The 19,887-nt window shown below is 59.4% G+C and carries 31 protein-coding genes; 30 read left to right on the forward strand and 1 reads right to left on the reverse strand.

What is annotated here, in order from left to right:
- Nucleotides 1–148 precede the first annotated feature (148 nt).
- The 30 genes from rpsJ (at nucleotide 149) to bfr (ending at nucleotide 16,900) form a co-directional block, all read left to right on the forward strand.
- The gene (gene rpsJ, locus K8U54_RS13725) at nucleotides 149–460 is read left to right on the forward strand and encodes a 30S ribosomal protein S10 (RefSeq protein WP_013789756.1); all 312 of its coding nucleotides are present in this window, start codon (nucleotides 149–151) and stop codon (nucleotides 458–460) included.
- 82 nt (nucleotides 461–542) lie between these two features.
- Nucleotides 543–1,178, forward strand: a complete 636-nt coding sequence (gene rplC, locus K8U54_RS13730; protein WP_013789757.1) for a 50S ribosomal protein L3 — start codon at nucleotides 543–545, stop codon at nucleotides 1,176–1,178.
- A gap of 12 nt (nucleotides 1,179–1,190) precedes the next feature.
- Complete coding sequence (rplD, locus tag K8U54_RS13735) at nucleotides 1,191–1,793, forward strand: 50S ribosomal protein L4 (RefSeq protein ID WP_013789758.1); 603 nt, start codon at nucleotides 1,191–1,193, stop codon at nucleotides 1,791–1,793.
- Nucleotides 1,790–2,092 (forward strand): 50S ribosomal protein L23, encoded by a 303-nt coding sequence (gene rplW, locus K8U54_RS13740; RefSeq protein ID WP_013789759.1) that lies wholly within the window; start codon nucleotides 1,790–1,792, stop codon nucleotides 2,090–2,092. Before rplD ends, rplW begins: the two co-directional genes overlap by 4 nt.
- 14 nt (nucleotides 2,093–2,106) lie before the next feature.
- Nucleotides 2,107–2,931: a 50S ribosomal protein L2 gene (gene rplB / locus K8U54_RS13745; protein WP_013789760.1), complete on the forward strand. Its 825-nt coding sequence runs from the start codon at nucleotides 2,107–2,109 to the stop codon at nucleotides 2,929–2,931.
- A gap of 16 nt (nucleotides 2,932–2,947) precedes the next feature.
- A complete protein-coding gene (rpsS, locus tag K8U54_RS13750; RefSeq protein ID WP_013789761.1) occupies nucleotides 2,948–3,223 on the forward strand; it encodes a 30S ribosomal protein S19 in 276 nt (91 codons plus the stop codon).
- Between the two features lie 11 nt (nucleotides 3,224–3,234).
- Nucleotides 3,235–3,567, forward strand: coding sequence for a 50S ribosomal protein L22 (gene rplV, locus K8U54_RS13755; RefSeq protein ID WP_003103908.1), 333 nt, complete (start codon nucleotides 3,235–3,237; stop codon nucleotides 3,565–3,567).
- A 13-nt stretch (nucleotides 3,568–3,580) separates the two neighbouring features.
- The gene (rpsC, locus tag K8U54_RS13760; RefSeq protein WP_013789762.1) at nucleotides 3,581–4,267 is read left to right on the forward strand and encodes a 30S ribosomal protein S3; all 687 of its coding nucleotides are present in this window, start codon (nucleotides 3,581–3,583) and stop codon (nucleotides 4,265–4,267) included.
- Nucleotides 4,268–4,279: 12 nt separating this feature from the next.
- Nucleotides 4,280–4,693: a 50S ribosomal protein L16 gene (gene rplP / locus K8U54_RS13765; protein WP_003243901.1), complete on the forward strand. Its 414-nt coding sequence runs from the start codon at nucleotides 4,280–4,282 to the stop codon at nucleotides 4,691–4,693.
- The gene (gene rpmC, locus K8U54_RS13770; protein WP_013789763.1) at nucleotides 4,693–4,884 is read left to right on the forward strand and encodes a 50S ribosomal protein L29; all 192 of its coding nucleotides are present in this window, start codon (nucleotides 4,693–4,695) and stop codon (nucleotides 4,882–4,884) included. The genes rplP and rpmC overlap by 1 nt, the downstream gene beginning before the upstream one ends.
- A 2-nt stretch (nucleotides 4,885–4,886) precedes the next feature.
- Entirely contained in the window at nucleotides 4,887–5,153 is a 267-nt protein-coding gene (gene rpsQ, locus K8U54_RS13775; RefSeq protein ID WP_003243904.1) for a 30S ribosomal protein S17, read from the forward strand.
- Nucleotides 5,154–5,176: 23 nt separating this feature from the next.
- Nucleotides 5,177–5,545 carry a 50S ribosomal protein L14 gene (rplN, locus tag K8U54_RS13780; RefSeq protein WP_002555479.1) on the forward strand — a complete coding sequence of 123 codons (369 nt, stop codon included), beginning with the start codon at nucleotides 5,177–5,179 and terminating at the stop codon, nucleotides 5,543–5,545.
- Nucleotides 5,546–5,556: 11 nt separating this feature from the next.
- Nucleotides 5,557–5,871: a 50S ribosomal protein L24 gene (gene rplX / locus K8U54_RS13785; RefSeq protein ID WP_003463290.1), complete on the forward strand. Its 315-nt coding sequence runs from the start codon at nucleotides 5,557–5,559 to the stop codon at nucleotides 5,869–5,871.
- Nucleotides 5,872–5,890: 19 nt separating this feature from the next.
- Nucleotides 5,891–6,430: a 50S ribosomal protein L5 gene (rplE, locus tag K8U54_RS13790; protein WP_013789764.1), complete on the forward strand. Its 540-nt coding sequence runs from the start codon at nucleotides 5,891–5,893 to the stop codon at nucleotides 6,428–6,430.
- Nucleotides 6,431–6,443: 13 nt separating this feature from the next.
- Complete coding sequence (gene rpsN / locus K8U54_RS13795) at nucleotides 6,444–6,749, forward strand: 30S ribosomal protein S14 (RefSeq protein WP_013789765.1); 306 nt, start codon at nucleotides 6,444–6,446, stop codon at nucleotides 6,747–6,749.
- A 185-nt stretch (nucleotides 6,750–6,934) separates the two neighbouring features.
- The gene (rpsH, locus tag K8U54_RS13800; RefSeq protein WP_013789766.1) at nucleotides 6,935–7,327 is read left to right on the forward strand and encodes a 30S ribosomal protein S8; all 393 of its coding nucleotides are present in this window, start codon (nucleotides 6,935–6,937) and stop codon (nucleotides 7,325–7,327) included.
- 12 nt (nucleotides 7,328–7,339) lie between these two features.
- Nucleotides 7,340–7,873: a 50S ribosomal protein L6 gene (gene rplF / locus K8U54_RS13805; RefSeq protein WP_013789767.1), complete on the forward strand. Its 534-nt coding sequence runs from the start codon at nucleotides 7,340–7,342 to the stop codon at nucleotides 7,871–7,873.
- An 11-nt stretch (nucleotides 7,874–7,884) separates the two neighbouring features.
- Nucleotides 7,885–8,235 carry a 50S ribosomal protein L18 gene (gene rplR, locus K8U54_RS13810; protein WP_003293038.1) on the forward strand — a complete coding sequence of 117 codons (351 nt, stop codon included), beginning with the start codon at nucleotides 7,885–7,887 and terminating at the stop codon, nucleotides 8,233–8,235.
- A 3-nt stretch (nucleotides 8,236–8,238) separates the two neighbouring features.
- Nucleotides 8,239–8,739, forward strand: a complete 501-nt coding sequence (gene rpsE, locus K8U54_RS13815) for a 30S ribosomal protein S5 (RefSeq protein ID WP_013789768.1) — start codon at nucleotides 8,239–8,241, stop codon at nucleotides 8,737–8,739.
- A gap of 2 nt (nucleotides 8,740–8,741) precedes the next feature.
- Nucleotides 8,742–8,921: a 50S ribosomal protein L30 gene (rpmD, locus tag K8U54_RS13820; protein WP_013789769.1), complete on the forward strand. Its 180-nt coding sequence runs from the start codon at nucleotides 8,742–8,744 to the stop codon at nucleotides 8,919–8,921.
- Nucleotides 8,922–8,924: 3 nt separating this feature from the next.
- A complete protein-coding gene (gene rplO / locus K8U54_RS13825) occupies nucleotides 8,925–9,359 on the forward strand; it encodes a 50S ribosomal protein L15 (RefSeq protein WP_070887126.1) in 435 nt (144 codons plus the stop codon).
- Nucleotides 9,360–10,688 carry a preprotein translocase subunit SecY gene (gene secY, locus K8U54_RS13830; protein ID WP_013789771.1) on the forward strand — a complete coding sequence of 443 codons (1,329 nt, stop codon included), beginning with the start codon at nucleotides 9,360–9,362 and terminating at the stop codon, nucleotides 10,686–10,688.
- A gap of 28 nt (nucleotides 10,689–10,716) precedes the next feature.
- Entirely contained in the window at nucleotides 10,717–10,833 is a 117-nt protein-coding gene (gene rpmJ / locus K8U54_RS13835; RefSeq protein ID WP_002555468.1) for a 50S ribosomal protein L36, read from the forward strand.
- Between the two features lie 131 nt (nucleotides 10,834–10,964).
- Nucleotides 10,965–11,321, forward strand: coding sequence for a 30S ribosomal protein S13 (rpsM, locus tag K8U54_RS13840; RefSeq protein ID WP_249906366.1), 357 nt, complete (start codon nucleotides 10,965–10,967; stop codon nucleotides 11,319–11,321).
- A 30-nt stretch (nucleotides 11,322–11,351) separates the two neighbouring features.
- Nucleotides 11,352–11,741 carry a 30S ribosomal protein S11 gene (rpsK, locus tag K8U54_RS13845; RefSeq protein WP_013789773.1) on the forward strand — a complete coding sequence of 130 codons (390 nt, stop codon included), beginning with the start codon at nucleotides 11,352–11,354 and terminating at the stop codon, nucleotides 11,739–11,741.
- 17 nt (nucleotides 11,742–11,758) lie between these two features.
- Complete coding sequence (gene rpsD, locus K8U54_RS13850) at nucleotides 11,759–12,379, forward strand: 30S ribosomal protein S4 (protein ID WP_013789774.1); 621 nt, start codon at nucleotides 11,759–11,761, stop codon at nucleotides 12,377–12,379.
- Nucleotides 12,380–12,401: 22 nt separating this feature from the next.
- Nucleotides 12,402–13,403 carry a DNA-directed RNA polymerase subunit alpha gene (locus K8U54_RS13855; protein ID WP_013789775.1) on the forward strand — a complete coding sequence of 334 codons (1,002 nt, stop codon included), beginning with the start codon at nucleotides 12,402–12,404 and terminating at the stop codon, nucleotides 13,401–13,403.
- Between the two features lie 43 nt (nucleotides 13,404–13,446).
- Nucleotides 13,447–13,833, forward strand: coding sequence for a 50S ribosomal protein L17 (gene rplQ, locus K8U54_RS13860; protein WP_042552930.1), 387 nt, complete (start codon nucleotides 13,447–13,449; stop codon nucleotides 13,831–13,833).
- A gap of 173 nt (nucleotides 13,834–14,006) precedes the next feature.
- On the forward strand, nucleotides 14,007–16,298 hold the full coding sequence (katG, locus tag K8U54_RS13865) for a catalase/peroxidase HPI (RefSeq protein ID WP_249906367.1): 2,292 nt from the start codon (nucleotides 14,007–14,009) through the stop codon (nucleotides 16,296–16,298).
- A gap of 137 nt (nucleotides 16,299–16,435) precedes the next feature.
- The gene (bfr, locus tag K8U54_RS13870) at nucleotides 16,436–16,900 is read left to right on the forward strand and encodes a bacterioferritin (RefSeq protein WP_249906368.1); all 465 of its coding nucleotides are present in this window, start codon (nucleotides 16,436–16,438) and stop codon (nucleotides 16,898–16,900) included.
- A gap of 55 nt (nucleotides 16,901–16,955) precedes the next feature.
- Here the strand turns inward: bfr and uvrA are convergent, their stop codons facing one another.
- Entirely contained in the window at nucleotides 16,956–19,790 is a 2,835-nt protein-coding gene (uvrA, locus tag K8U54_RS13875) for an excinuclease ABC subunit UvrA (protein WP_249906369.1), read from the reverse strand.
- Nucleotides 19,791–19,887: the final 97 nt, after the last annotated feature.

A 19,887-nucleotide genomic window follows, 5' to 3' on the forward strand; every position in this document is an offset into this window, starting at 1 on the left:
CGGGGGCTTTTTTATGGGTGGAAGATATCCGCTGGTTATTTTCTAACCGGGTTGACACTCCCAGGGGGCGTCTATAGAATCACGCCTCCTTTTAACGGGCGTATTGCGTCCGTTGACTGGGAATCGCAGCTTGGAATCTGAGGTCAAAATGCAAAACCAACAAATCCGTATACGGTTGAAGGCTTTTGACCATCGCCTGATCGATCAATCAACCCAGGAAATCGTGGAAACCGCGAAACGTACTGGTGCTCAGGTGCGTGGTCCGATTCCTCTGCCAACTCGCAAAGAGCGGTTCACCGTTCTGACTTCGCCACACGTCAACAAAGACGCGCGCGATCAGTACGAAATCCGCACTCATAAGCGCGTACTGGACATCGTCCAGCCAACGGATAAAACCGTTGATGCTCTTATGAAGCTCGATCTTGCGGCTGGCGTGGAAGTGCAGATCAGCCTCGGCTAAAACCTGGCGGTTTTAGTCGTGTAACGCTCTGAAATGGGCGGCCATAGCGGGTGAAAGCCCCGTACACTCATGAGGTTACAACATGACTATTGGTGTAGTCGGTCGTAAGTGCGGCATGACCCGCATTTTCACCGAAGAAGGTGTCTCCATTCCGGTCACGGTCATTGAGATCGAGCCGAATCGCGTCACCCAGTTCAAAACTGAGGAGTCCGATGGCTATCGTGCAGTGCAAGTCACTGTCGGCGAGCGTCGCGTTTCTCGTGTCAGCAAGGCTCAAGCCGGTCACTTCGCCAAGGCGAACGTCGCGGCAGGTCGTACCGTTCTGGAATTCCGTCTTGAAGAAGGCGACTACCAGGCTGGCGATCTGATCAACGCTGAAATCTTCCAAGCTGGTCAACTGGTCGACGTGACCGGTCAGTCCAAAGGTAAAGGCTTCGCCGGTACCATCAAGCGTTGGAACTTCCGCGGCCAAGACAATACCCACGGTAACTCCGTGTCCCACCGCGTTCCGGGTTCGATTGGCCAGTGCCAGACGCCGGGCCGTGTATTCAAGGGCAAGAAAATGTCCGGTCACATGGGTGCTGAGCGCGTGACTGTGCAGTCCCTGGAAGTAGTGCGCGTGGATGCTGAACGCAACCTGCTGCTGGTCAAGGGTGCCGTTCCTGGCGCTACTGGCGGCAACCTGGTTGTGCGTCCGGCTGCCAAGGCTCGCGGTTAAGGGGAAGCTGACATGCAATTAAATGTAAATGGCGCTCAAGCGATCGAAGTCTCCGATGCGACTTTCGGTGGCGACTACAACGAGACCCTGGTTCACCAAGCTGTCGTCGCCTACATGGCTGGCGGCCGTCAGGGCAGCAAGCAGCAGAAGACTCGTTCCGACGTTTCCGGTGGCGGTAAGCGCCCGTGGCGTCAGAAGGGTACTGGCCGTGCGCGTGCCGGTACTTCCCGTGGTCCGATCTGGCGTGGCGGTGGTGTGACCTTCGCAGCACGTCCGCAGAACCATGATCAGAAGCTGAACAAGAAGATGTATCGCGCTGCGATCCGTTCGATTCTTGCTGAGCTGGTCCGTAGCGACCGTCTGGTAGTGGTAGAAGACTTCGCTGTCGAAGCTCCGAAAACCAAAGAGCTGCTGGGCAAGCTGAATGGTCTGGGTCTGAGCGACGTTCTGATCGTCTCCGACGCTGTAGATCAAAATCTGTACCTGGCTGCTCGCAACCTGCCACACGTCGACGTTCGTGACGTGCAGGGTTCCGATCCGGTCAGTCTGATCGCGTATGAAAAGGTACTGGTTACCGTTTCTGCCGTGAAGAAATTCGAGGAGCTGCTGGGATGAACCAGGAACGCGTATTCAAAGTGCTGCTTGGCCCGCACATCTCCGAGAAGGCCACGACTCTGGCAGACAAGAAAAGCCAGTTCGTTTTCAAAGTTGCGACTGACGCAACCAAGCTGGAAATCAAGAAGGCCGTCGAAAGCCTGTTCAGCGTGAAGGTTCAGCATGTCACTACCCAGAACGTTCTGGGCAAGAGCAAGCGCACCGCTCGCGGTCTGGGCAAGCGTAACGACTGGAAGAAGGCGATCATCTCCCTTCAGCCAGGCCAGGATCTCGATTTCGCCACCAGCAGTGCTGAGTAAGGAAGGGGTGCATCATGGCAATCGTTAAATGCAAACCGACTTCCGCGGGCCGCCGTTTTGTGGTCAAGGTGGTCAATCAGGAGCTGCACAAAGGCGCTCCTCATGCTCCACTGCTCGAGAAGAAGTCGAAGTCTGGCGGTCGTAACAACAACGGCCGTATCACCACCCGTCATATCGGTGGTGGTCACAAGCAGCATTACCGTCTGGTCGATTTTCGTCGCAACGACAAAGATGGCATTCCTGCCACTGTCGAGCGCGTTGAATATGACCCGAACCGTACCGCGCACATCGCTCTGCTGAAATACGCCGACGGTGAGCGTCGTTACATCATCGCACCGAAGGGTGTGAGCGCCGGCGATCAGCTGGTTGCAGGTTCGATGGCGCCGATCAAGGCCGGCAACAGCCTGCCGCTGCGTAACATTCCGGTAGGTTCGACCGTTCACGGTATCGAGCTGAAGCCGGGCAAAGGTGCTCAGATCGCTCGTTCCGCTGGTGCTTCGGCTCAGCTGATCGCTCGTGAAGGCGTCTACGTCACCCTGCGTCTGCGCAGCGGTGAAATGCGTAAAGTGCTGGCCGAATGCCGCGCGACCCTGGGCGAAGTCTCGAACTCCGAGCACAGCCTGCGTTCGCTGGGTAAAGCTGGTGCCAAGCGCTGGCGTGGCGTTCGCCCGACCGTTCGTGGTGTTGCCATGAACCCGGTCGACCACCCACACGGTGGTGGTGAAGGTCGTACCTCTGGTGGTCGTCATCCGGTGTCTCCATGGGGCTTCCCGACTAAGGGCGCGAAGACTCGTGGTAACAAACGCACCGACAACATGATCGTCCGTCGTCGCAAGTAACTAGAGGGATACGACAGTGCCACGTTCTCTGAAAAAAGGTCCTTTTATCGATCTTCACCTACTGAAGAAGGTCGAAGTGGCAGCAGAAAAGAACGATCGCAAGCCGGTTAAAACCTGGTCGCGTCGCTCGATGATTCTGCCGCAGATGGTCGGTCTGACCATCGCCGTGCATAACGGTCGTCAACACGTCCCCGTTCTCGTGAACGAAGACATGGTCGGCCACAAACTGGGCGAGTTCGCCGGTACCCGCACTTATCGTGGGCACGTGGCTGACAAGAAAGCCAAGCGTTAAGGGGTAAGGAAATGGAAGTAGCCGCTAAGTTGTCGGGCGCTCGCATCTCCGCCCAGAAAGCCCGCTTGGTCGCCGACCAGATCCGCGGGAAGAAGGTGGGCGAAGCGCTCAACCTGCTGGCTTTCAGCAGTAAGAAAGCCGCGGAAATCATGAAGAAAGTGCTGGAGTCGGCCGTGGCCAACGCCGAGCACAACGAAGGCGCCGACGTTGATGACCTGAAGGTCAGCACCGTTTTCGTCAACGAAGGGCGTTCGCTGAAGCGCATCATGCCGCGTGCCAAAGGCCGCGCTGATCGCATCGTCAAGCGGTCTTGCCATATCACTGTCAAGGTTGCGGACAAGTAACGGAGTCGATCAGATGGGTCAGAAAGTACATCCCACTGGCATTCGCCTGGGAATCGTCAAGGATCACACCTCCGTCTGGTACGCAGACGGCCGGACTTATGCGGACTACCTGTTCGCTGATCTGAAGGTGCGTGAGTATCTCCTCGACAAACTAAAAAGCGCGTCCGTAAGCCGTGTCGACATCGCTCGTCCGGCCCAAACCGCACGCATCACCATCCACACCGCTCGTCCCGGCATCGTGATCGGCAAGAAAGGTGAAGATGTTGAGAAGCTGCGTCAGGACCTGACCAAGCAAATGGGTGTGCCCGTGCACATCAATATCGAAGAGATCCGCAAGCCGGAGCTCGACGGTATGCTGGTTGCGCAGAGCGTAGCTCAGCAGCTGGAGCGTCGCGTTATGTTCCGTCGCGCCATGAAGCGCGCTGTACAGAACGCCATGCGTATTGGTGCCAAGGGCATCAAGATCCAGGTGAGTGGTCGTCTCGGCGGTGCGGAAATCGCACGTACCGAGTGGTACCGCGAAGGTCGTGTGCCGTTGCACACCCTGCGCGCTGACATTGACTATGCCACCTACGAAGCGCACACCACCTACGGTGTGATCGGTGTGAAGGTTTGGATCTTCAAGGGCGAGGTCATCGGTGGCCGCCATGAAGAGCTGAAGCCGCAAGCACCTGCGCCTCGTAAAGCTGCTAAGAAATAAGGAGTACGCATCATGTTGCAACCAAAGCGTACGAAGTTCCGTAAGCAGATGACCGGCCACAACCGTGGTCTGGCTCAGCGCGGTAGCAAGGTCAGCTTCGGCGAGTTCGCCCTGAAGTCCGTTGCCCGCGGTCGTCTCACCGCCCGTCAGATCGAGTCCGCTCGTCGTGCTCTGACTCGTCACGTCAAGCGTGGCGGGAAGATCTGGATTCGCGTTTTCCCGGACAAGCCGGTTACCAAGAAGCCTCTCGAGGTGCGTATGGGTAAAGGTAAGGGTGGCGTTGAATATTGGGTAGCCCAGATCCAGCCAGGCAAGGTCCTGTACGAGATCGAAGGCGTTTCCGAAGAGCTGGCGCGTGAGGCTTTCGCCCTGGCTGCTGCAAAGCTGCCGCTCGCCACCACCTTTGTTAAACGGACGGTGATGTGATGAAAGCGAAAGAACTTCGTGAAAAAAACGCAGAGCAGCTGAACGAGCAACTGCTCGGCCTGCTGCGCGACCAGTTCAATCTGCGCATGCAGAAAGCAACTGGTCAGTTGGGGCAGTCTCACCTGCTCTCGCAAGTTAAGCGCGACATCGCTCGTGTGAAAACTGTGCTCAACCAGCAGGCAGGTAAGTGATCATGGCCGAAGTTGAAAAAACAGTCCGTACGCTGACCGGCCGTGTCGTCAGCGACAAGATGGACAAGACCATCACCGTTCTGATCGAGCGTCGCGTAAAGCACCCGATCTACGGTAAATACGTCAAGCGTTCGACCAAGCTGCACGCTCACGACGAATCCAACCAGTGCAAGATCGGCGACAAGGTTTCCATCCGTGAAACCCGTCCGCAGTCCAAGACCAAGTCCTGGGCTCTGGTTGAAGTCGTCGAACGCGCCGTCGAAGTCTAAGAGCTAAGGGTCGGAGAAATTTTATGATTCAGACTCAATCCATGCTCGATGTGGCTGACAACAGCGGTGCACGTCGTGTCATGTGCATCAAGGTGTTGGGCGGCTCCCATCGTCGCTACGCCGGCATCGGCGACATCATCAAGGTCACCGTCAAGGAAGCAATTCCGCGCGGCAAAGTGAAGAAAGGTCAGGTCATGACCGCAGTGGTCGTTCGTACCCGTCACGGCGTTCGCCGTGCCGACGGTTCGATCATCCGCTTCGACGGCAACGCTGCTGTTCTGCTGAACAACAAGCAGGAGCCGATCGGTACCCGCATCTTCGGGCCAGTGACCCGTGAACTGCGTACCGAGAAGTTCATGAAGATCGTCTCGCTCGCCCCTGAAGTGCTTTAAGGAGATCCGACATGCAAAAGATTCGTCGTGACGACGAGATCATCGTGATCGCCGGCAAAGACAAAGGTAAGCGCGGTAAGGTGCTCAAGGTTCTCGCTGACGACCGTCTGGTCGTCGGTGGCATCAACCTGGTGAAGCGTCATACCAAGCCGAACCCGATGTCGGGCGTTCAAGGCGGTATCGTCGAGAAAGAAGCGCCACTGCACGCTTCCAACGTTGCCATCTTCAACAGCGAAACCAACAAGGCTGACCGCGTTGGTTTCAAAGTCGAAGACGGCAAGAAAATTCGTGTCTTCAAGTCCACCCAGAAGCCGGTTGGCGCTTGAGAATCATAGGTAAAACACCATGGCACGACTGAAAGAGATTTACCGGAAGGAAATCGCGCCCAAGCTGAAGGAAGAACTGAAGCTGGCGAACGTGATGGAAGTTCCGCGCATCACCAAGATCACCCTGAACATGGGCCTGGGCGAAGCGATCGGTGACAAGAAAGTCATCGAGAACGCCGTTGCCGACCTCGAGAAGATCACCGGTCAGAAAGTCGTCGTGACTCATGCCCGCAAGTCGATCGCAGGTTTCAAGGTTCGTGAAGGTTGGCCGATTGGCGTCAAGGTCACTCTGCGTCGCGAGCGTATGTACGAGTTCCTGGATCGTCTGCTGTCCATCTCCCTGCCGCGCGTGCGTGACTTCCGCGGCCTGAATGCCAAGTCCTTCGACGGCCGCGGCAACTACAGCATGGGGGTGAAAGAGCAGATCATCTTCCCGGAAATCGATTACGACAAGATCGATGCGCTGCGTGGTCTGGACATCACCCTGACCACCACTGCCCGTACGGATGACGAAGGCCGCGCTCTGCTGCGTGCTTTCAAATTCCCGTTCCGCAACTGATTGGAGTAGGAACATGGCCAAGACGAGCATGAAAAACCGCGAGCTGAAGCGTCAGCGCACGGTTGCCAAGTACGCCAAAAAGCGTGCCGAGCTGAAAGCCATCATCGTGGATCAGAACGCAACTCCAGAAGCCCGTTGGGAAGCCAGCGTCGCCCTGCAGAAGCAACCACGTGATGCCAGCGCTTCGCGCCTGCGCAACCGCTGCCGCATCACCGGTCGTCCGCACGGTGTATTCCGCAAGTTCGGTCTGTCGCGTATCAAGCTGCGTGAAGCAGCCATGCGTGGCGACGTACCAGGTCTGGTCAAAGCCAGCTGGTAAGCCGAAGCGGCAAACGCCGGAGCCTGCTCCGGCGTTCAAGCAATATGAATCAAGCCCCTTTTGGGGCTTGATTCATTTTTGATCAGTCTCTAGAATGCCCGGCTCTCCTGAGCCCGGATTTCCGTGAGCTCTGGTGATTCTTTAGCCGAGAGGCTAATTCTTTTTGTATCAGGAGCGTCTAGCCCATGAGTATGCAGGACCCGTTAGCGGACATGCTAACTCGTATCCGTAATGCCCAGATGGCTGAAAAGTCCGTCGTAAGCATGCCTTCTTCTACCCTGAAGGTGGCTGTAGCCAAAGTTCTCAAAGACGAAGGTTATATTGCGGGTTATCAGATCAGCGGCGAAGCAAAGCCGCAGCTGTCCATCGAGCTGAAGTACTTCGAAGGCCGTCCGGTCATCGAAGAAGTCAAGCGCGTCAGCCGTCCCGGCCTTCGCCAGTACAAATCCGTCGATGATCTGCCGAAAGTTCGCGGCGGTCTCGGTGTTTCCATCGTCTCCACCAACAAGGGTGTGATGACGGACCGCGCTGCGCGCGCTGCCGGTGTCGGCGGCGAAGTGCTTTGCACTGTGTTCTAAGGGGGGATAAGCATGTCTCGCGTTGCTAAGAACCCCGTCAAGCTGCCTGCTGGTGTAGAGATCAAGCTCGCCGGTCAGCAGCTTTCGGTGAAGGGTGCCAAGGGCACTCTGGAACTGAACGTTCACTCGTCCGTTGAAGTGCTGCAGGAATCCGGTGAGCTGCGTTTCGCTGCTCGCAACGGCGACCAGCAGACTCGTGCGATGGCCGGTACTACCCGCGCCCTGGTTAACAACATGGTCATCGGCGTAAGCCAAGGCTTCGAGCGCAAGCTCCAGCTGATCGGTGTTGGTTACAAGGCGCAGGCCAAGGGTCAGGTGCTGAACCTGGCGTTGGGCTTCTCTCACCCTATCGACTACCAACTGCCGGAAGGCGTTGTGGCCGAAACCCCGAACCAGACCGAGATCCTCATCAAGGGTGTCGACAAGCAGCTGGTTGGTCAGGTTGCCGCGGAGATTCGTGACTTCCGCCGTCCTGAACCTTACAAGGGCAAAGGTGTTCGTTACGCTGACGAAGTCGTCCGCCGTAAAGAAGCCAAGAAGAAGTAAGGGGCTAGGAAATGACCGACAAAAAAGTTACTCGTCTGCGTCGCGCTCGCAAAGCACGCCTGAAAATGCACGAGCTCGAAGCCGTGCGTCTGTGCGTGTATCGCTCTTCGCAGCACATCTACGCCCAGGTCATCTCGGCCGACGGCAGCAAGGTTCTGGCCAGCGCCTCTACCTTGGACAAAGCACTGCGTGACGGCGCCACCGGCAACGTCGACGCGGCCAAGAAAGTTGGTGAGCTGGTTGCCGAGCGTGCGAAAGCCGCTGGTGTGACCCAGGTTGCATTCGACCGTTCTGGCTTCAAGTACCACGGCCGCGTCAAGGCGCTGGCTGATGCTGCTCGTGAAGGCGGGCTGGAGTTCTAAGTTATGGCAAATAACGACCAAAAGCGCGACGAAGGCTATATCGAGAAGCTGGTTCAGGTGAACCGCGTTGCCAAGACCGTTAAAGGCGGCCGTATCTTCACCTTCACCGCGCTGACCGTGGTGGGTGATGGCAAGGGCCGTGTAGGTTTCGGCCGTGGCAAATCCCGTGAAGTGCCGGCTGCCATCCAGAAGGCGATGGAAGCTGCTCGTCGCAACATGATCCAAGTTGATCTGAACGGCACCACCCTGCAGTACGCCATGAAGTCCGCCCACGGCGCTTCGAAGGTTTACATGCAGCCTGCTTCCGAAGGTACCGGCATCATCGCTGGTGGCGCCATGCGTGCCGTCCTGGAAGTCGCTGGTGTTCAGAACGTTCTGGCCAAGTGCTACGGCTCCACCAACCCTGTGAACGTGGTTCATGCCACTTTCAAAGGTCTGAAGGCTATGCAGTCTCCGGATTCGGTTGCAGCCAAGCGTGGCAAGAGTGTCGAGGAGATTCTCTAACCATGGCTAACACCGTCAAAGTGACTCTGATCAAGAGCACCAATGGCCGTCTGGCCAATCACAAAGCCTGCGTCAAGGGTCTCGGCCTGCGTCGCATCAATCATACCGTCGAAGTTCTGGATACTCCGGAAAACCGCGGCATGATCAACAAGGCTTATTACCTTCTCCGTGTGGAGGGTTGATCCATGTACCTGAACGATTTGAGTCCAGCGCCGGGTTCCCGTCGCGAGAAGCACCGTCCGGGCCGTGGTATCGGTAGTGGTTTGGGCAAGACCGGTGGCCGTGGTCACAAAGGTCAGACCTCCCGCTCCGGTGGCACCATTGCTCCGGGTTTCGAAGGCGGCCAGCAGCCTCTGCACCGTCGTCTTCCCAAGTTCGGTTTCGTATCTCTGAAAGCTATGGATCGCGCGCAAGTGCGTACCTCCGAGCTGAACAAGATCGAAGGCGACGTAGTTACTCTGCAGGCGCTGAAGGATGCCAACCTGATTAATCAAAACGTACAGCGTGTGAAAGTCATGCTGTCCGGTGAGATTACTCGCGCGGTCACCCTCAAAGGTATCGCTGCCACCAAAGGTGCGCGTGCGGCTATCGAAGCAGCTGGCGGTAAGTTCGAGGAATAAATGGCTAAGCAAGGTGCTCTCTCTGCTCTGGCTGGTGGCGGGTTGTCCGAACTCTGGGCTCGTCTGCGCTTTCTGTTCATGGCGATCATCGTCTATCGAATCGGCGCGCATATCCCAGTTCCCGGTATAAACCCTGACCGTCTGGCCGATCTGTTTCGACAGAATGAGGGGACCATTCTTAGCTTGTTCAACATGTTTTCCGGCGGCGCGCTGGAGCGGATGAGCATCTTTGCACTGGGGATCATGCCGTACATCTCGGCATCGATCATCATGCAGCTGATGACCGCCGTGAGCCCGCAGCTGGAACAGTTGAAGAAGGAAGGTGAGGCTGGTCGTCGCAAGATCAGCCAATACACCCGCTACGGCACCTTGGTTCTGGCGTTCGTTCAGGCTATCGGCATGTCCGTTGGCCTGGCGAGTCAGGGCGTAGCGTTCTCGGTCGATTTCGGCTTCCACTTCGTTGCAGTCACCACCTTCGTGGCGGGTGCGATGTTCATGATGTGGCTGGGCGAGCAGATCACCGAGCGCGGTGTTGGCAACGGTATTTCGATGCTGATTTTTGCGGGCATCGTAGCCGGTCTGCCGTCGGCGATCGGGCAGTCTTTCGAGTCTGCACGGCAGGGCGATATCAACATCTTCGCTCTCATCGCCATCGGTTTGCTGGCAGTAGCGATCATCGGTTTCGTGGTGTTCATTGAGCGTGGCCAGCGTCGCATCGCGGTGCACTACGCCAAGCGTCAGCAGGGCCGCAAGGTCTTTGCTGCGCAGACCAGCCACCTGCCGTTGAAGGTGAACATGGCGGGCGTAATCCCGGCCATCTTCGCCAGCAGCCTTCTGTTATTCCCGGCCTCGCTGGGTGCCTGGTTTGGTCAGTCCGAAGGTATGGGCTGGCTGCAGGATATTTCACAGGCTATCGCTCCTGGTCAGCCGTTGAACATTTTGCTGTTTAGTGCAGGGATCATTTTCTTCTGCTTCTTCTACACAGCGCTGATGTTCAACCCGAAAGACGTAGCGGAAAACCTGAAGAAGTCCGGTGCCTTTATTCCGGGTATCCGTCCCGGTGAGCAGTCGGCGCGCTATATCGATGGCGTTCTGACCCGCTTGACCATGTTCGGTGCTCTGTACATGACGGCCGTATGCTTGTTGCCCCAGTTCCTGGTGGTGGCGGCCAACGTACCGTTCTACCTTGGCGGGACCTCGTTGCTGATCGTGGTAGTGGTTGTGATGGACTTCATGTCGCAAGTACAATCGCACCTCGTTTCGCACCAGTACGAATCCCTGATGAAGAAAGCCAACCTGAAGGGCTACGGCAGCGGCATGCTCCGCTGAAGTGCCCATAAGGTTCGAGGAGTTGGTGATGAAAGTTCGTGCATCGGTGAAAAAGCTGTGCCGCAACTGCAAAATTATTCGCCGTGAAGGTGTAGTGCGAGTGATTTGCAGCGCGGAACCGCGTCACAAACAGCGCCAAGGCTGAATGTGATCGACGCTATAAGCCCGGCAGCTAGTGCGCTGCCGGGTTGATTATTTGTTTCTACAGCGATAATATCTCGCGCCCCATTTCTTGGCTTCCGGGGCGTAGGTAGCTGTCAATTGGAGTTCCACTGAATGGCCCGTATTGCAGGCGTTAACATTCCGGATAACAAGCACACTGTTATCTCGCTGACCTACATCTTTGGTGTTGGTCGCACTACTGCACAGAAAATCTGTGCCGCTACCGGGATCAACCCGGCAGCAAAGATCAAGGATCTCTCTGACGAGCAGGTCGAGCAGCTGCGCGGTGAAGTTGCCAAGGTGAATACCGAGGGTGATCTGCGCCGTGAAGTGAACATGAAAATCAAACGCTTGATGGATCTGGGTTGCTACCGCGGCCTGCGTCATCGTAAAGGTCTGCCGGTTCGCGGTCAGCGCACCAAGACCAACGCACGCACCCGTAAGGGCCCGCGTAAGCCGATCCGCAAGTAATCGCGTTCGCGAATCGACAGGAATTTAGTCATGGCAAAACCTGCTGCTCGTACTCGTAAGAAAGTCAAAAAGACGGTGGTTGATGGCATCGCCCACATCCACGCTTCTTTCAACAACACCATCGTGACCATCACCGACCGTCAAGGTAACGCCCTGTCCTGGGCTACTTCCGGTGGTTCGGGTTTCCGCGGTTCCCGCAAGTCCACCCCGTTCGCTGCCCAGGTGGCTGCTGAGCGTGCTGGTCAAGCTGCGCTGGAATACGGCCTGAAGAACCTCGACGTCAACGTCAAGGGCCCAGGTCCGGGTCGTGAGTCCGCTGTCCGTGCTCTTAACGGCTGCGGTTACAAGATCGCCAGCATCACCGATGTGACGCCTATCCCGCACAACGGGTGCCGTCCTTCGAAGAAGCGTCGCGTGTAATCAGGAGACAGTGAGAAATGGCTCGTTACATTGGTCCCAAATGCAAACTGTCTCGTCGTGAAGGCACTGATCTGTTCCTGAAGAGCGGCGTCCGCGCTCTGGAATCGAAGTGCAACATCGAAGCAGCCCCAGGTATCCACGGCCAGCGCCGTGGCCGTCAGTCCGACTACGGCACCCAGCTGCGTGAGAAGCAAAAAGTTCGTCGTATCTACGGTGTACTGGAGCGTCAGTTCAGCGGTTACTACAAGCAGGCAGCCAGCCAGAAAGGCGCTACCGGCGAAAACCTGCTGCAACTGCTCGAGTGCCGTCTGGACAACGTCGTTTACCGCATGGGCTTCGGCGCTACGCGTGCCGAGTCCCGTCAGCTGGTATCGCACAAAGCGATCAGCGTGAACGGCAAGACTGTCAACGTACCGTCCTACCAGGTCAAAGCTGGTGACGTGGTTGCAGTTCGCGAGAAGTCGAAGAATCAGCTGCGCATCGTTCAGGCTCTTGAGCTGTGTGCTCAGCGTGGCCGTGTTGAGTGGGTAGATGTAGACACCGAGAAGAAATCCGGCGTGTTCAAAAGCGTTCCGGTTCGTGGTGATCTCTCCGCTGACATCAACGAGAGCCTGATTGTCGAGCTCTACTCCAAGTAAGGGCTAGAAAATAGGTGCATCCATGCAGATTTCGGTAAATGAGTTCCTGACCCCCCGCCATATCGATGTGCAGGTGGTCAGTCAGACCCGCGCCAAGATCACCCTCGAGCCTCTCGAGCGTGGTTTCGGCCATACCCTGGGCAACGCGCTGCGTCGCATCCTGTTGTCCTCCATGCCTGGCTGTGCAGTAGTCGAGGCCGAGATTGACGGTGTACTCCATGAGTACAGCGCCATTGAAGGTGTTCAGGAAGACGTCATTGAAATCCTGCTCAACCTCAAAGGTCTGGCCATCAAACTGCACGGTCGAGACGAAGTTACACTGACTCTGGCGAAGAAGGGCTCTGGCGTCGTAACCGCTGCCGACATTCAGCTGGATCATGATGTTGAAATCGTCAACGGCGACCACGTAATCGCCAATCTGGCCGCTAATGGCGCGCTGAACATGAAGCTCGTCGTAGCTCGTGGTCGCGGCTATGAGCCGGCCGATTCGCGCCAGAGCGATGAAGACGAGAGCCGCAGCATTGGTCGCTTGCAGCTCGACTCTTCCTTCAGCCCGGTGCGTCGCGTGTCTTACGTGGTGGAAAACGCTCGCGTCGAGCAGCGCACCAACCTGGACAAGCTGGTTATCGATCTCGAAACCAACGGTACCTTGGATCCTGAAGAGGCCATCCGTCGTGCCGCTACCATCCTGCAACAGCAGCTGGCTGCATTCGTCGACCTGAAGGGCGACAGCGAGCCGGTTGTGATCGAGCAGGAAGACGAGATCGACCCGATCCTGCTGCGTCCGGTTGATGACCTTGAACTGACCGTCCGTTCGGCCAACTGCCTCAAGGCAGAGAACATCTACTACATCGGTGACCTGATCCAGCGCACCGAAGTAGAGCTGCTCAAAACGCCGAACCTGGGCAAGAAGTCCCTGACCGAAATCAAGGACGTTCTGGCTTCCCGTGGTCTGTCCCTCGGTATGCGCCTCGACAACTGGCCGCCGGCAAGTCTGAAGAAAGACGACAAGGCCACTGCCTGATCGTCATCATCACCGAACGTGTAGTTTGGTAAGGAATTGAACCATGCGTCATCGTAAAAGTGGCCGTCACCTCAGCCGCACCAGCGCTCACCGCAAGGCCATGTTTCAGAACATGGCGGTATCGCTGTTCGAGCATGAGCTGATCAAAACTACTCTGCCGAAAGCCAAGGAACTGCGCCGCGTTGCCGAGCCGCTGATCACCCTGGCTAAAGAAGACAGCGTTGCTAACCGTCGTCTGGCTTTCGACCGTACTCGTTCGAAAGCTATCGTTGGCAAACTGTTCAACGATCTGGGCAAGCGCTACGCCACCCGTCAGGGCGGTTACCTGCGTATCCTCAAGTGCGGCTTCCGCGCTGGCGACAATGCTCCGATGGCTTATGTTGAGCTGGTCGACCGTCCGGTCGGCGGCGCAGTAGAAGCTGCCGAGTAAGGCATCGTTGCAAGAAAAGACCGGGCCTAGGCCCGGTTTTTTTATGGGTGTTTTTTAGTAAAAAACTATCGCACTGTAAGTTGTTATTCATTTGTCGCTTCGCTTGTGCTCGTCAATACTCAACGCCAATCCCGCTCAGTCGGGAACGAACAGGCCAGCTAAGGAGATAGACGATGAGTGACAAGACCGAGGGCAAATGCCCCTTCTCGGGGAAAGCCTCTGGGGAAACGCCGAAGCATGCGGCTGGCGGCGGTACGGGCAACCGTGACTGGTGGCCCAATCAACTGCGCGTCGACCTGCTGCACCAGCATTCCGCCAAGTCCAACCCGCTGGGTGAGGACTTCAACTATGCCGACGCCTTCAATTCCCTGGACTACGAAGCGCTGAAGAGGGACCTGCGCGCCCTGATGACCGACTCGCAGGACTGGTGGCCCGCCGACTTCGGCCACTACGGCCCGCAGTTCATCCGCATGGCCTGGCACGCGGCGGGTACCTACCGCACCGGCGACGGTCGTGGCGGCGCTGGCCGTGGCCAGCAACGTTTCGCACCGCTCAACAGCTGGCCGGACAACGTCAACATCGACAAATCGCGCCGCCTGCTGTGGCCGATCAAGCAGAAGTACGGCCAGCAGATCTCCTGGGCCGATCTGCTGGTACTCACCGGCAACGTCGCGCTGGAAACCATGGGCTTTCGCACCTTTGGTTTCGCCGGTGGCCGTGAGGACACCTGGGAGCCGGATCAGGACGTTTACTGGGGCACCGAAAAGACCTGGCTGGGTGGCGATGAGCGCTATGGCAAGGGCGCTGCCGGCCGTGAAGACGACCAGGGCGTGCTGGTCGCCGATGCCGAGCTGCATGGCCATGAGCAGGATCGTACCGATAGCCAGGGTCGCAATCTCGAGAACCCGCTCGCGGCCGTGCAGATGGGCCTCATCTACGTGAACCCGGAAGGCCCGGAAGGCAACCCGGATCCGCTCGCCGCCGCCCATGACATCCGCGAGACCTTCGCGCGCATGGCGATGAACGACGAGGAAACCGTCGCGTTGATCGCCGGTGGCCATACCTTCGGCAAGACCCACGGTGCCGGCCCGGCCGATCACGTTGGCGCCGAACCGGAAGCCGCTGGTCTGGAAGAGCAGGGCCTGGGCTGGAGCAGCTCGTTCGGCAGCGGCAAGGCCGGCGATGCGATCACCAGTGGGCTGGAAGTGACCTGGACGACCACCCCTGCGCAGTGGAGCAACAACTTCTTCGAGAACCTGTTCAAGTTCGAGTGGGAGCTGACCAAGAGCCCGGCCGGCGCCCACCAGTGGGTGGCCAAGGACGCCGAGGCGATCATCCCCGATGCCCATGACCCGTCGAAAAAGCGTCTGCCGACGATGCTGACCACCGACCTGTCACTGCGTTTCGACCCTGCCTACGAGAAGATCTCGCGGCGCTTCCTGGAGAACCCGCAAGCCTTCGCCGAAGCCTTCGCCCGCGCCTGGTTCAAGCTGACCCACCGGGATCTGGGGCCGAAATCGCGCTACCTGGGGCCGGAAGTGCCGAAAGAGGACCTGCTCTGGCAAGACCCGCTGCCGGCGGTGCACCACCCACTGATCGACGCCGCCGACGTGGCGACCCTCAAGGCCCAGGTGCTGGGCTCCGGTCTGTCGGTCTCCGAGCTGGTCGGTACGGCCTGGGCCTCGGCTTCGACCTTCCGCGGTTCCGACAAGCGCGGCGGGGCCAATGGTGCGCGCATTCGCCTGGCGCCGCAGAAGGACTGGGCGGCCAACCAGCCCGAGCAACTGGCCAAGGTGCTGGCGACGCTGGAAGGCATTCGAGCCGAGTTCAACCGCTCCGCCACCGGCGGCAAGCAGGTGAGTCTGGCCGACCTGATCGTGCTGGCAGGCAATGCCGGTATCGAGCAGGCCGCCAGCAAGGCCGGCCGCACCGTGCAGGTGCCGTTCTCGGCCGGGCGCAGCGATGCGTCCCAGGCGCAGACCGATGTCGAGTCCTTTGCCGTGCTCGAACCGATCGCCGATGGCTTCCGCAACTACCTCAAGGGCCGCTACAGCGTGCCGGCCGAGGCGTTGCTGATCGACAAGGCGCAGTTGCTGACCCTGACCGCGCCGGAGCTCACCGTGCTGATCGGGGGTCTGCGGGCGATCAACATCAACGTGGGCGGTACCAGCCATGGTGTGCTGACCGCCAAGCCTGGCGCGCTGACCAACGACTTCTTCGTCAACCTGCTCGACATGGGCACGGCGTGGAAGGCGGCGGCCGGTGACAGCAACCTGTTCGAAGGGCGTGACCGCAAGAGCGGCGAGCTGAAGTGGACCGGCACCCGGGTCGACCTGGTGTTCGGCTCCAATGCCATCCTGCGCGCCCAGGCCGAGGTCTATGCCAGCGCCGACGCCCGCTTCATCGAGGACTTCGTGGCCGCCTGGACCAAGGTCATGAACCTCGACCGCTTCGATCTCGCCTGATCCATGGCCGGGCGTTTGCGCCCGGTCGGTGATCCAACACAACGCCTCCTTCATGGGGGCGTTGTGCTTTTTGCTTGACCCGGCCGGGTGATGGGCCGAGCATTCACCCATTCATTCGCAGCACCAAGGATTTCCCCATGAAGGGCCATATCGAAGTCATCGACTACCTGAAAACCCTGCTCAAGGGAGAGCTGGCCGCGCGCGATCAGTACTTCATCCACTCCCGTCAGTACGAGGACTGGGGCTTCGGCAAGCTCTACGAGCGCATCAATCACGAGATGGAGGAGGAGACCCAGCACGCCGATGCCCTGCTCAAGCGCATCCTGTTCCTGGAAGGCGTGCCGGACATGGTGCCGGATGCCTTCACCTTCGGGCAGACCGTGCCGGATGCGCTGAAACTGGACCTGGCCCTCGAGTATCAGGTACGCGCTGCGCTGAGCAAGGGCATCGAGCTGTGCGAGCGCCACCAGGATTACCAGACCCGCGACATCCTGCTGCTGCAGCTCAAGGACACCGAGGAAGACCATGCCTATTGGCTGGAAATCCAGCTGCAGCTGATCGCCAAGCTGGGGCTGGAGAAGTACCTGCAGAGCCAGATGTAGATCACCAGCAAGAAAAAGCCCCGCATCTGCGGGGCTTTTCGTTTCAGGCCACGGGTTAAGCGCGGTCACGTTCCAGCAGCGGCTTGAGGAAGTGCCCGGTGTGGGACTGCGCCATCTCGGCCACTTCCTCCGGCGTGCCGACGGCGATGATCTGGCCACCCTTGGAGCCGCCCTCCGGGCCGAGATCGACCAGCCAGTCGGCGGTCTTGATCACGTCCAGGTTGTGTTCGATTACCACCACGGTGTTGCCATGGTCGCGCAGGCGGTGCAGCACGTCGAGCAATTGCTGGATGTCCGCGAAGTGCAGGCCGGTGGTCGGCTCGTCGAGGATGTACAGGGTCTTGCCGGTGTCGCGCTTGCTCAGCTCGCGCGACAGCTTGACGCGCTGCGCCTCGCCGCCGGACAGGGTGGTCGCCGACTGGCCGAGCTTGATGTACGACAGGCCCACGTCCATCAGCGTCTGCAGCTTGCGCGCCAGGGCCGGCACGGCATCGAAGAAGGCGCGGGCGTCCTCGATGGTCATCTCCAGCACCTCGTGGATGCTCTTGCCCTTGTACTTGATCTCCAGGGTCTCGCGGTTGTAGCGCTTGCTCTTGCACACGTCGCAGGGCACGTAGATGTCCGGCAGAAAGTGCATCTCCACCTTGATCAGGCCGTCGCCCTGGCAGGCTTCGCAGCGCCCGCCCTTGACGTTGAACGAGAAGCGCCCCGGGCCGTAGCCCCGCGAGCGTGACTCGGGGACCCCGGCGAACAGCTCGCGGATCGGCGTGAACAGCCCGGTGTAGGTCGCCGGGTTGGAGCGCGGCGTGCGGCCGATGGGGCTCTGGTCGATGTCCACCACCTTGTCCAGGTGCTGCAGGCCGTCGATGCTGTCGTGGGCGGCAGCCTCCAGGGTGGTGGCACCGTTCAGGGCGGTGGCGCTGAGCGGGAACAGGGTGTTGTTGATCAGCGTCGACTTGCCCGAGCCGGAGACCCCGGTCACGCAGGTCAGCAGGCCGATGGGAATCTCCAGGTTGACGTTCTGCAGGTTGTTGCCGCGGGCGCCCTTGATCTTCAGCGACAGCTTCTTGTTGCGCGGTGTGCGCTTGGCCGGCACGACGATCTTGGTGCGGCCGGACAGGTACTTGCCGGTGACCGAGTCCGGGTGGGCCATGACTTCTTCGGCGGTGCCTTCGGCGACGATCTGCCCGCCGTGCACGCCAGCGCCCGGGCCGATGTCGACCACGTAGTCGGCCATGCGGATGGCGTCCTCGTCGTGCTCGACCACGATCACCGTGTTGCCGATGTCGCGCAGGTGGCGCAGGGTGCCGAGCAGGCGCTCGTTGTCGCGCTGGTGCAGGCCGATGGAGGGTTCGTCGAGAATGTACATGACCCCCACCAGGCCGGCGCCGATCTGGCTGGCCAGGCGGATGCGCTGGGCTTCACCGCCGGACAGGGTGTCGGCACTACGGTCCAGGGTCAGGTAGTCGAGGCCGACGTTGACCAGGAACTGCAGGCGCTCGCAGATTTCCTTGAGGATCTTGCTGGCGATCTCGCCGCGACGGCCATCCAGGGTCAGGTCACCGAAATAGTCGCTGGCCGCGCCGATCGGCATGCCGGTGACGGCCGGCAGGGTCTTCTCGCCCACCCACACATGGCGCGCTTCGCGACGCAGGCGCGTGCCGCGGCAGTCGGGGCAGGGCTGGGTGCTGAGGAACTTGGCCAGCTCCTCGCGTACGCTGGTCGATTCGGTCTCGCGGTAGCGGCGCTCGAGGTTGGGCACGATGCCCTCGAACGGGTGCGAGCGCTTGACGATGTCGCCCCGGTCGTTGAGGTACTTGAAGTCGACCTTCTGCGTACCACTGCCGCCGAGAATGACTTTCTGGTGCTCGCTATCGAGCTCGCCAAAGGGTTTGTCCAGGCTGAAACGGTAGTGCGAGGCCAGCGAGCCGAGCATCTGGAAGTAATACACGTTGCGCCTGTCCCAGCCGCGTATCGCGCCTTCGGCCAGGGTCAGCTCGGCATTGACCAGGCGCTTGGCGTCGAAGAACTGCTTCACGCCCAGGCCGTCGCAGGTCGGGCAGGCGCCGGCCGGGTTGTTGAAGGAGAACAGCTTGGGCTCCAGCTCGCTGATCGAGTGCCCGCACACCGGGCAGGCGAAGCGCGCGGAGAAGATGATCTCCTCTCCTTCCTCGCCCTCCATGGGCGCGATCAGCGCCAGGCCATCGGCCAACTTCAACGCGGTCTCGAAGGATTCGGCCAGGCGCTGCTGCAGGTCGCCGCGGGCCTTGAAGCGGTCGACCACCGCATCGATGCTGTGCTTCTTCTGTTTGTCGAGCTTGGGCAGCTCGTCCAGTTCATACAGCTTGCCGTCGACCCGCACGCGCACGAAGCCCTGGGCGCGCAGCTCGTCGAACACCGCCAGGTGCTCGCCCTTGCGCTCGCGGATCACCGGGGCCAGCAGCATCAGCTTGCTGCCCTCGGGCATGGCCAGCACCTGGTCGACCATCTGGCTGACCGTCTGGGCTTCCAGCGGCAGGTCGTGGTCGGGGCAGCGCGGCGTACCGGCGCGGGCGTAGAGCAGGCGCAGGTAGTCGTAGATCTCGGTAATGGTGCCGACCGTCGAGCGCGGGTTGTGCGAGGTGGACTTCTGCTCGATGGAGATGGCCGGCGACAGGCCTTCGATGGTGTCGACATCGGGCTTTTCCATCATCGACAGGAACTGCCGGGCGTAAGCCGACAGCGACTCCACGTAGCGACGCTGGCCTTCGGCATACAGGGTGTCGAAGGCTAGGGAGGATTTGCCGGAGCCGGACAGGCCGGTGATCACGATCAGCTTGTCGCGTGGCAGGGTCAGGTCGATATTCTTCAGGTTGTGGGTACGGGCCCCACGAATCAGGATCTTGTCCAAAAGGAACCTCTAAGCTGACTGGTTTTTCGTCGCTGTCGTAACAGGAGGCCCTTGTCACAGCCTCGCGTGGCGGGCGGATAAACCGCCGAGTATACGG

Origin of the sequence: Pseudomonas fulva, from assembly GCF_023517795.1 — a bacterium.
Classification (GTDB): Bacteria; Pseudomonadota; Gammaproteobacteria; order Pseudomonadales; family Pseudomonadaceae; genus Aquipseudomonas; species Aquipseudomonas fulva_D.